The sequence below is a fragment of the Streptomyces sp. URMC 127 genome, assembly GCF_051386535.1.
Lineage (GTDB): Bacteria > Actinomycetota > Actinomycetes > Streptomycetales > Streptomycetaceae > Streptomyces.
Genome location: NZ_JBPQTW010000242.1, coordinates 1 through 9,697 on the forward strand (window position 1 = coordinate 1; position 9,697 = coordinate 9,697).

General features: G+C 73.9%; 9 protein-coding genes and 1 pseudogene. 5 read left to right on the plus strand and 5 right to left on the minus strand.

Annotated elements, in window-relative coordinates; genetic code table 11:
* Positions 1 to 101 precede the first annotated feature (101 nt).
* Entirely contained in the window at positions 102 to 302 is a 201-nt protein-coding gene (locus ACSNOH_RS30340) for a DUF1918 domain-containing protein (RefSeq protein WP_436724653.1), read from the minus strand.
* Positions 303 to 437: 135 nt separating this feature from the next.
* Positions 438 to 1,370 (minus strand): DMT family transporter, encoded by a 933-nt coding sequence (locus ACSNOH_RS30345; RefSeq protein ID WP_436724654.1) that lies wholly within the window; start codon positions 1,368 to 1,370, stop codon positions 438 to 440.
* Here ACSNOH_RS30345 and ACSNOH_RS30350 point away from each other — a divergent pair.
* Together ACSNOH_RS30350 and ACSNOH_RS30355 are read left to right on the plus strand one after the other, a co-directional pair.
* The gene (locus tag ACSNOH_RS30350) at positions 1,369 to 2,823 is read left to right on the plus strand and encodes a PLP-dependent aminotransferase family protein (RefSeq protein WP_436724655.1); all 1,455 of its coding nucleotides are present in this window, start codon (positions 1,369 to 1,371) and stop codon (positions 2,821 to 2,823) included. The two genes, ACSNOH_RS30345 and ACSNOH_RS30350, sit on opposite strands and share 2 nt — an antisense overlap.
* A complete protein-coding gene (locus ACSNOH_RS30355) occupies positions 2,804 to 3,223 on the plus strand; it encodes an RNA-binding S4 domain-containing protein (RefSeq protein WP_436724656.1) in 420 nt (139 codons plus the stop codon). The genes ACSNOH_RS30350 and ACSNOH_RS30355 overlap by 20 nt, the downstream gene beginning before the upstream one ends.
* A gap of 438 nt (positions 3,224 to 3,661) precedes the next feature.
* Here the strand turns inward: ACSNOH_RS30355 and ACSNOH_RS30360 are convergent, their stop codons facing one another.
* Together ACSNOH_RS30360 and ACSNOH_RS30365 are read right to left on the minus strand one after the other, a co-directional pair.
* On the minus strand, positions 3,662 to 4,300 hold the full coding sequence (locus ACSNOH_RS30360; RefSeq protein ID WP_436724657.1) for an NAD(P)-dependent oxidoreductase: 639 nt from the start codon (positions 4,298 to 4,300) through the stop codon (positions 3,662 to 3,664).
* A 6-nt stretch (positions 4,301 to 4,306) separates the two neighbouring features.
* The gene (locus tag ACSNOH_RS30365; protein ID WP_436724658.1) at positions 4,307 to 5,254 is read right to left on the minus strand and encodes an EamA family transporter; all 948 of its coding nucleotides are present in this window, start codon (positions 5,252 to 5,254) and stop codon (positions 4,307 to 4,309) included.
* A 99-nt stretch (positions 5,255 to 5,353) separates the two neighbouring features.
* Here ACSNOH_RS30365 and ACSNOH_RS30370 point away from each other — a divergent pair, with 99 nt between their 5' ends.
* Positions 5,354 to 5,869 (plus strand): MarR family winged helix-turn-helix transcriptional regulator, encoded by a 516-nt coding sequence (locus tag ACSNOH_RS30370; protein ID WP_436724659.1) that lies wholly within the window; start codon positions 5,354 to 5,356, stop codon positions 5,867 to 5,869.
* Between the two features lie 89 nt (positions 5,870 to 5,958).
* Here ACSNOH_RS30370 and ACSNOH_RS30375 read toward each other — a convergent pair whose 3' ends face one another.
* Positions 5,959 to 6,843, minus strand: a complete 885-nt coding sequence (locus ACSNOH_RS30375) for a sigma-70 family RNA polymerase sigma factor (RefSeq protein ID WP_436724660.1) — start codon at positions 6,841 to 6,843, stop codon at positions 5,959 to 5,961.
* A 153-nt stretch (positions 6,844 to 6,996) separates the two neighbouring features.
* Here ACSNOH_RS30375 and ACSNOH_RS30380 point away from each other — a divergent pair, with 153 nt between their 5' ends.
* Both ACSNOH_RS30380 and ACSNOH_RS30385 read left to right on the plus strand, forming a co-directional pair.
* Complete coding sequence (locus ACSNOH_RS30380; protein ID WP_436724661.1) at positions 6,997 to 9,219, plus strand: NADP-dependent isocitrate dehydrogenase; 2,223 nt, start codon at positions 6,997 to 6,999, stop codon at positions 9,217 to 9,219.
* 193 nt (positions 9,220 to 9,412) lie between these two features.
* Positions 9,413 to 9,697 (plus strand): annotated as a pseudogene (locus ACSNOH_RS30385) (N-acetyl-gamma-glutamyl-phosphate reductase); the annotation flags it as partial.

Sequence of the window (9,697 nt, forward strand, 5' to 3'; positions counted from 1 at the left end):
CCCCCCCCCCCCCCCCCCCCCCCCCCCCCCCCCCCCCCCCCCCCCGCCGGATCGCCTCGCATCGTGCTGAGCGCCGCCGCCGCGGCACAAACCCGGCTCAGCTACTGCTGATCGCCCGCCTTGCGGTGGTCGACCACGGAGTCCGGGCCGGGCGACATGATCGTCTCGTGGCCGTTCTCGGCGCGGACCCGGTACGGCGGCGTGCCGTCGGGGCCCAGCACCTCCACGATCTCCACGACGTGGTCCTCCTTGCCGACGACCCGACCGTGGACCACCAGGCGGTCACCTTTGCTCGCATGCATCGACGGTGCCCTTCTGTTCGAGTTCCGTTCGAGATTCGCGATCCGAGATGTGCTGGGATGGTCCCAAGTCTACGGTGACCGGCGGTATATGGCCCGCCCCTCGGCCAGGTGGAGCAACGCGGTCAACGGGCGGTCTCAGCCGCGCGCCCGCTGCGTCACCCCGATGCACACGAGCACCGCCACCGCGGCCACCGGCGCCGCGGGCGTCAGGTGCTCGCCCAGCAGCAGCACCGACCAGACCAGGGTGAGCAGCGGCTGGGCCAGCTGCAACTGGCTGGCGCGCGGCACGCCGATCGCGCTCATGCCGCGGTACCACACCCACATGCCCACGAACTGCGAGCCCGCGGCCAGCCACAGCAGCCCCGCGACCGTGTGGCCCGTGATCCGTACGGGCTCGGCCGGCAGCGCCACCGCCGCGCCGGCGGCCGCGACCGGCAGGCACAGCACCAGCGCCCAGGCGATGACCTGCCAGCCGGGCATCTCCCGCGCCAGCTGCCCGCCCTCCGCGTACCCCGCGGCGCACACGAGCAGCGCCGCGAACAGGTACAGATCGCTGGTCGAAGGGCTGCCGCCGCTCTGCTGCACGGCGAAGGCGATCACCACGGCGGCGCCCACGACGGCAGCGCCCCAGAACGTGCGCGAGTGGCGCGTCCCGTTCCGTACGGACGAGTACGCGGCCGTCGTCAGCGGCAGCAGGCCCACGACGACGGCGGCGTGCGAGGTGGTGGACGTCTGCAGGGCCAGCGTGGTCAGCAGGGGGAAGCCGACGACCGTGCCGCCGGCCACCGCGCACAGCGCCGGCCAGTGGCGGCGCGCCGGAGCCCGTACGCGCAGCGCCAGCAGGCAGCCGCCGGCGATCAGGCCGCCGAGCAGCATCCGGCAGCTGACCAGCGACCACGGGCCGAGGCCCTCCAGGGCCCAGGCCGTCGCGGGGAACGTCAGCGAGAAGGCGGCCACGCCCAGGGCGGCGAGCAGGATGCCGGTGCGGGTCCCACGTGCGACGGCGGGGGCCGCGGGGGCCTGGACTGCTATCGCAGTCGGGTGGATAGCGCTATCTTTGACTCTCATGCACGAGCGTAACAGCGTCGCTGAACTGGCCGGAACCCTGAGAAGAGAGCTGAACCGCTACTCTCCCGGTGAGAAGCTGCCGTCCAGCCGGGCCCTCGTCGAGCGCTTCCGCGCCAGCCCCGTCACCGTCTCGCGGGCGCTCGCCGCGCTCGCCGCGGAGGGGCTGGTCGTCACCCGCCCCGGAGCGGGCGCCTTCCGCGCCGCCCCGCACGGCGCGCCCGCACGCCTCGGCGACACCTCCTGGCAGCAGGTCGCCCTCAGCGCCGAGAGCGCCGCCGAGGCGGTCCCGCGCGCCGTCGACGCCACGGGCGTGCTCACCACGCTCGCCGAGCCGCCGCCCGGCGTCATCGAGCTCAGCGGCGGCTACCTCCACCCCTCCCTGCAACCCGAGCGCGCCCTCGCCGCGGCCCTCGGCCGCGCCGGCCGGCGCCCCGGCGCGTGGGGCCGCCCGCCCATCGACGGGGTGACCGAGCTGCGCGCCTGGTTCGCCCGCGAGATCGGCGGGCCGGCTGGCACCCTCGCCGCCTCCGAAGTGCTGATCACCGCGGGCGGGCAGAGCGCGCTGACCGCCGCCCTGCGGGCCCTGGCCCCGCCGGGCGCGCCCGTCCTCGTCGAGTCCCCGACCTATCCCGGCATGCTCGCCGTCGCCCGCGCCTCCGGCCTGCGCCCCGTGCCCGTCCCGGCGGACGCGTACGGCGTGCGCACGGACCTGCTCGCCGACGCGTTCCGGGCGAGCGGCGCCCGCGTGTTCGTCTGCCAGCCGCTCTTCCAGAACCCCTCCGGCGCGGTCCTGGCCGACGACCGGCGGCGCGAGGTCCTCCGGGTGGCCCGCGAGGCCGGCGCCTTCGTCATCGAGGACGACTTCGCGCGGCGCCTCGCCCACGAGGACGCCCCGCCGCTGCCGCCCACGCTCGCCTCCGACGACCCCGACGGCATCGTCGTCCACGTCTGCTCCCTCACCAAGGCCACCTCGCCCAGCCTGCGCGTGGGCGCGCTCGCCGCCCGCGGGCCCGTCCTCGAACGCCTGCGGGCCATCCAGGTCGTCGACAGCTTCTTCGTGCCACGGCCGCTGCAGGAAGCCGCCCTCGAACTCGTCGGCTCGCCCGCCTGGACCCGCCACCGGCGCACCGTCGCCGCCGAGCTGCGCATCCGCCGGGAGGCACTGCTCACCGCGCTGCGCCGCGAACTTCCCGGCGTCACCGTCGAGTTCGTCCCGCCCGGCGGCTTCCACATGTGGGCCCGGCTCCCGGACGGCACGGACGAGGACGCGGTGGCCGTGGCCGCCCTGCGGGCCGGCGTCGCCGTCGCCTCGGGCCGGCCCTCCTACCCCGCCGAGTCCGCCGCCCCTCACCTGCGGCTCAGCTTCGCGTCGGCCGCGGGCGTGGCGGAGCTGGCCGAGGGCGTGGGGCGGCTGCGGACGGCGTTCCACGGGGTTGCGAGCGCATCCGGCTAGAGTCGGAGACATGGTTTCGGACGTGGGGAGCGGCCCGGTACGGGTCGACAGCTGGATCTGGTCCGTACGGCTCGCCAAGACGCGCTCCGCGGCGGGCACGGCCTGCCGCGCGGGGCACGTGCGCGTCAACGGCGAGCGCGCCAAGCCGGCCCAGCCGGTGCGGGTGGGGGATGAGGTACGGGTGCGGCTCGCGGGGCGCGAGCGCATCGTCGTCGTGAAGCGGCTCATCAGCAAGCGGGTGGGTGCGCCCGTCGCGGCGGAGTGCTACGTCGACAACTCCCCGCCGGAGCCGCCGCGCGAGCACGTGGCGGCGGCAGCCGTCCGCGACCGCGGCACGGGCCGCCCCACGAAGCGCGACCGCCGCGAACTGGAACGCCTCCAAGGCGTGCGTCCCCGCTGACGCGGCTGCGCCGGCCGGCGCGGCGGCGGTCGTGTGCGTGGTGCCGGTCCGGCACGTTTCCTCCGCCGCGGCGGTGCGCAACCACCGCGAACCGTTCCGGCGGTGCCGGACTGCCGGTTGGCACGGCACCGCCGGTCTTCGCCGTGGTGGCGCCTTTTTCTGCGCGGGGCGGGAGTGCGCATGTGGTGCCGGGCCGCACATTCCCTCCGCCGCCGCGGTGCGCAACCACCGCGAACCGGTCCGGCGGTGCCGGACTGCCGGTCGGTACGGCACCGCCGGTCTCCGCCGTGGCGGCGGCTTTTTCTGCCCGGGGCGGGAGTGCGCACGCGGTGCCGGTCCGGCACGTTTCCTCCGCCGCGGCGGTGCGCAACCATCGCGAACCGGTCCGGCGGTGCCGTACCGCCGAAGCAGTTCGTGCCGGCCGGCACGCCCCCGCGGTCAGTACGCCACCGTGAACCTCGTCCGGTGGTGCTTCGGGCGTTCCGCCTCGTCCAGGAGGGCTACGGCCAGGTCCTCCATGGAGACGGCCGAGACGCCCTCGGCGTCCGTGAGGAGTTCGTCGGCGCCCACCCGGTAGCGGCCGGTGCGCTCGCCCGGTTCCAGCAGGGCGGCCGGGCTCAGGTAGGCCCAGTCCACCTGCCGGTTCGCGCGGCAGGCCGCGAGCTGGTCGTTGCAGGCCAGGGCGATGGGCCGCCAGCCGGCGGGGAACCCGGGCCCGTCGATCACGGTGGTACCCCCGGTGCCGGGCAGGATCAGGCTGCCCGCGCCGCCGACGAGCAGCAGCCGCACCCCCGTGCGGGCGAGCCCGGCCAGCAGCCCCTCCGTGGCGGCGACGAGCTGCCGCTCGCTGCCGGGTGCGGGGCGGGTCGCCCCGATCACGACGTCCTGCCCGGCGCTGAGCCGCGCCACGTCGTCCGCGTCGGCGGCGTCGCCGGTACGGGCCTCGGCCGCGGACGGCAGCTCGGGGAAGCGGGCGGCGTCGCGTACGACCGCGGTGACGTGGTGGCCGCGGGAGAGGGCCTCGGCCACCACCCGGCTCCCCACGTTGCCGGCTGCTCCGAAGACGGTGATGCGCATGGCTTGTCAGCTCCTGTGCTGTGCGGAGGAAGAGGAAGAGGAAGAGGAGGGTCCGGCCGAGGCCGAGGTCATCGGACGGGCCGCGGAAGCGCCCGCAACCCGCCCCCGCCCCGCCTGCGCCGCGACGAGCGACCCGAGGACGACGACCGCACCGAACCCCTGGGCCGGGGTGAGTTCCTGACCGAGCGCCAGCCATCCCACCGCCGTCGCGACCAGCGGGCTGAGCAGCCCGAGGAACGTGACCTCGGTGGGGGAGAGCAGCCGGATCCCGCGGAACCACAGCGCGTACGCGAGCGCCGAGCCGATGACGGCGAGGTAGCCGTAGCCGGCCAGGTTCGCTCCGGTCGGGGCGAGCGGCGGCGGGCCCTCGACGAAGAGGGCGACGGGGAGGAGGAGCAGGCCGCCCGCGACGAGCTGCCACCCGGTGGTCGCGAGCAGCGGCGCGGGCGGCGCCCAGCGCTTGCTGAGGACGACACCGGTGGCCATGACGACCGCACCGCCGGCCGCGGCGGCGACACCGAGCCCGTCCAGCCGTGCGTCCGCCCGCAGGACGAGCAGGCTGACGCCCGCGACCCCGGTGACGGCGGCGATCAGCGTGCGCGGGGCGAGTCGTTCGCCGAGCAGCCCGGCGGCGAGGAGGGTGACCAGGAGCGGCTGTATCGCGCCGACGGTCGCCGCGACCCCGCCGGGCAGCCGGTACGCGGCGACGAACAGCAGCGCGAAGAACACGCCGATGTTGAGCGCGCCCAGGACCAGCGCCCGCCACCACCAGATGCCCTGCGGCAGGCGCCGCGTGACGGCGACGAGCGCCAGCCCGGCGGGCAGGGCGCGGACCACGGCCGCGAGCAGCGGGCGGCCGGGCGGGAGCAGTTCCGTCGTGACGAGGTAGGTGGTGCCCCAGACGGCGGGCGCCAGGGCGGTGAGCACAAGGATTCCGACTCGGTTGCTTAGCACTAAGGCAATGTATCTCACCGCTAAGACATCTGGGTCGGATGTGACCCGTGAGGTACCTCACCGCTAAGGAAACGGCTCCCGATCGCCTACCCTCGACCTATGGCAGATCACGTCGACCGAGTGCTCGAACAGTGGGCCGCGCGCCGCCCCGACCTGGATGTTTCGCCCATGGCAGTGATCGGGCGGCTCTCGCGGCTCGCGCGGATCGTGGACGCCGAACTGCGCCGCACCTTCACCGCCCACGGGCTCGACGCCGCGTCCTTCGACGTCCTCGCCACGCTGCGGCGCAGCGACCCGCCGCACAGCCTGACCCCGGCCGAGCTCATGCGCTCCTCGATGGTCACCTCTGGGGCGATCACCCAGCGCCTCGACCGGCTGGAAGCCCGCGGCCTGGTGAGCCGGAGCCCCAGCGCCTCCGACGGCCGCAGCGTCGTGGTCGCGCTCACGGCCGCCGGCCGTGAGCTCATCGACGCGGCCCTGCCCGACCACGTCGCCACCGAGGCCCGCCTGCTCGCCGCGCTCACGGAAGCGGAGCGCGACGCGCTCGCGGCGAGCCTCGGGACGCTCCTGCAGTCGCTCGGCGACGGAAGCGAGACGCAGGCCGCGAAGCGCTGACCAGTACGGACCGAATCCGTACGAGCCGAATCCGTATGGACCGAATCCGTACAGGCCGGCCCGTCATCCCGTACGCCCCCGCCCCCGGATCAGGACTCCGTCCGGACATCGAGCCGCCCCAGCCGCTCCGGATCCGCCAGGATGTCGATCTCGACGATCCGGCCGTCGGCGATCGTGAACCCCAGCACGGAGATGAGCCGCCCCTCCAGGGCCGTGATGACGCCCGCCGCGCCGTTGACCAGCACCCGCCGCGCGAACAGCGCCGGAGACCGGAACAGCAGCGCCTGCCCCGCCACCTCCCGCGCGCCGCGGACCTCCTGCGACATGCCCCCGCGCCCGGCCCCGGCATCGGCCCGCAGCACCACATCCGGGTCGAGCACGGACAGCAGTGCGTCGAAGTCGCCGGCCCGCGAGGCCGCCATGAAGGCGTCGACGACCTTCCACTGCCGGGTGAGGTCCGCCTCGGGCTCCGTGGCCGCGCCCCGCACCCGGCGGCGCGCCCGGCTCGCGAGCTGCCGCGCCGCGGCCGTGGTCCGCCCGACCATCGGCGCGATCTCGTCGAACGGCATGCCGAACATGTCGTGCAGGACGAAGGCCAGCCGCTCGGCCGGATCCAGCGTGTCCAGCACGACCAGCAGGGCGAGGCCGACCGAATCCGCGAGGAGCGCCTCCTGCTCGGGGTCGACCTCCTCCGCGCCGCGGCTCACGACCGGATCGGGCACCCGTACGTCCAGCGGCTCCTCGGCCCGCGACGCGCGCGAGCGCAGTATGTCGAGGCACACCCGGCCGACGACCGTCGTCAGCCACCCGCCGAGGTTGGCGATGCCGTCCGCGCCGGAGCGGCCGAGCCGCAGCCACGCCTCCTGCACGGCGTCGTCCGCCTCGCTGAGCGAGCCGAGCATGCGGTAGGCGACCGCCCGCAGGCGGGGGCGGTGGGCCTCGAAGCGCTCCGCCAGGAATTCGATCTCGTTCATCGGTCACACTCTCTCGTCGCGGTCCCTCGGAGAGATGACGGGCGGCGGCCCGCCGATGTGACACGTGAGTGTGGCCAGGGTCCTGTCGAGAGGGGCTCCGGCACGAGATATCTTGATGTCGAGCAATGTTACAGACGTGGAGCGGAGCACCCGGTGACTGACTCGACCATCATTTACACGCACACCGACGAGGCCCCGGCCCTGGCCACGCACTCGTTCCTGCCCGTGGTCCAGGCCTACGCCTCGAAGGCCGGGGTCACCGTGGAGACGCGTGACATCTCCCTGGCGGGGCGCATCATCGCCCACTTCCCCGAGTACCTGGAGGAGGGGCAGCGCATCCCCGACGCGCTCGCCGAGCTCGGTGAGCTGGCCAAGAAGCCCGAGGCCAACATCATCAAGCTGCCGAACATCTCGGCGTCCATCCCGCAGCTGAAGGCCGCCGTCGCCGAGCTGCAGGCCCAGGGCTACGCCCTGCCGGACTACCCGGACGACCCGAAGACCGACGAGGAGCGCGAGATCCGCGCCCGCTACGACAAGGTCAAGGGCAGCGCCGTCAACCCGGTCCTGCGCGAGGGCAACTCCGACCGCCGCGCCCCGGCGTCGGTCAAGAACTACGCCAAGGCCCACCCGCACCGCATGGGCGCCTGGTCGGCCGACTCGAAGACGAACGTCGCCACGATGGGCGTCGACGACTTCCGCTCCACCGAGAAGTCCGTGGTCGTCGCCGAGGACGGCGCCTTCCGCATCGAGCTCAAGGGCGACGACGGCTCCACCACCGTCCTGCGCGAGTCGGTCCCCGTCCTCGCGGGCGAGGTCGTCGACGCCTCCGTCATGCGCGTGGCCGCGCTGCGCGAGTTCCTCGCGCAGCAGGTCGCCCGCGCCAAGGCCGAGGGCGTGCTGTTCTCCGTGCACCTGAAGGCCACGATGATGAAGGTCTCCGACCCGATCATCTTCGGCCACGTGGTCCGCGCCTTCTTCCCGAAGACCTTCGCGAAGTACGGCGAGGTCCTGATCGCGGCCGGCCTGAGCCCGAACGACGGCCTCGGCGGCATCCTCAAGGGCCTGGAGACCCTCCCCCACCTGGGCGAGGAGATCAAGGCCTCCTTCGACGCCGAGCTCGCCGAGGGCCCGGCCCTGGCGATGGTCGACTCCGACAAGGGCATCACGAACCTGCACGTCCCGAGCGACGTCATCGTCGACGCCTCCATGCCGGCCATGATCCGCACCTCCGGCCACATGTGGGGCCCGGACGGCCAGGAGGCCGACACCCTCGCCGTCCTCCCGGACAGCAGCTACGCGGGCGTCTACCAGGCCGTCATCGAGGACTGCCGCGCCAACGGCGCCCTCGACCCGGCGACGATGGGCTCCGTGCCCAACGTCGGCCTCATGGCCCAGAAGGCCGAGGAGTACGGCAGCCACGACAAGACCTTCGAGATCCCCGTCACCGGCACGGTGCGGGTCCTCGACGCCGCGGGCAACGCGGTCCTGGAGCAGGCGGTCGGCCAGGGCGACATCTTCCGCATGTGCCAGGCCAAGGACGCCCCGATCCGCGACTGGGTCAAGCTCGCCGTCACCCGCGCCCGCGCCACCGGCGCCCCGGCCGTCTTCTGGCTCGACGAGAACCGCGCCCACGACGCGAAGCTCATCGAGAAGGTCAAGGCGTACCTGCCGGAGCACGACACCGAGGGCCTGCAGATCGAGATCATGTCGCCCGTCGAGGCGACCAAGTTCTCGCTGGAGCGCATCCGCCGCGGCGAGGACACGATCTCCGTCACCGGCAACGTCCTGCGCGACTACCTGACGGACCTGTTCCCGATCCTCGAGCTCGGCACCAGCGCCAAGATGCTGTCCGTCGTCCCGCTCATGAACGGCGGCGGCCTGTTCGAGACCGGCGCCGGCGGCTCCGCGCCCAAGCACGTGCAGCAGCTCGTCAAGGAGAACTACCTCCGCTGGGACAGCCTCGGCGAGTTCTTCGCCCTGGCGGCCAGCTTCGAGCACCTCGCGGCGACCACGGGCAACGCCCGCGCCAAGGTCCTCGCCGAGACGCTCGACCGCGCCACCGGCACCTTCCTCAACGAGGACAAGTCGCCGAGCCGCCGCCTCGGTGGCATCGACAACCGCGGCAGCCACTTCTACCTGGCGCTCTACTGGGCCCAGGAGCTCGCGAAGCAGACCGACGACGCGCAGCTCGCCGAGGCGTTCGGGCCGCTGGCCAAGACGCTGACCGAGCAGGAGGGCACCATCGTCGACGAGCTGATCGCGGTGCAGGGCTCCCCGGCCGACATCGGCGGCTACTACCAGCCCGACGTGAAGAAGGCCTCGGCCGTCATGCGCCCGTCGGCGACGTTCAACCAGGCCCTGGCGACCCTGGTCTGACGCGCCCGCGGCGCACGGTAAACCGTTCCGCCCCGGCCGGCATCCTGCCCGGCCGGGGCGGTTTCGTCTTCCGGGGCCGCGGCGGTGCGGCAGCCGGCGGCGGCGCACAGGCGCGCGCGAACGTTTTCCGCACCCACCATTGCATAAATCTTCATCCGTTCGTATAGTCATGCCATCGACCAGGAGGGGCCCGATGGCAGTACGTGTGGCAGTGGCAGGAGCGAGCGGATACGCAGGCGGCGAAGTGCTGCGCCTGCTCCTCGCGCACCCCGGCGTGCGGATCGGGGCCCTCACCGCGAACAGCAACGCGGGCCTGCGGCTCGGCGCCGTACAACCGCACCTGCTGCCGCTGGCGGACCGGGTGCTGGAGGCCACCACCGCCGACGCCCTCGCGGGGCATGACGTGGTCTTCCTGGCGTTGCCGCACGGGCAGTCGGCGGCGGTGGCCGCGGAGCTGGGTGAGGGGACGCTGGTGGTG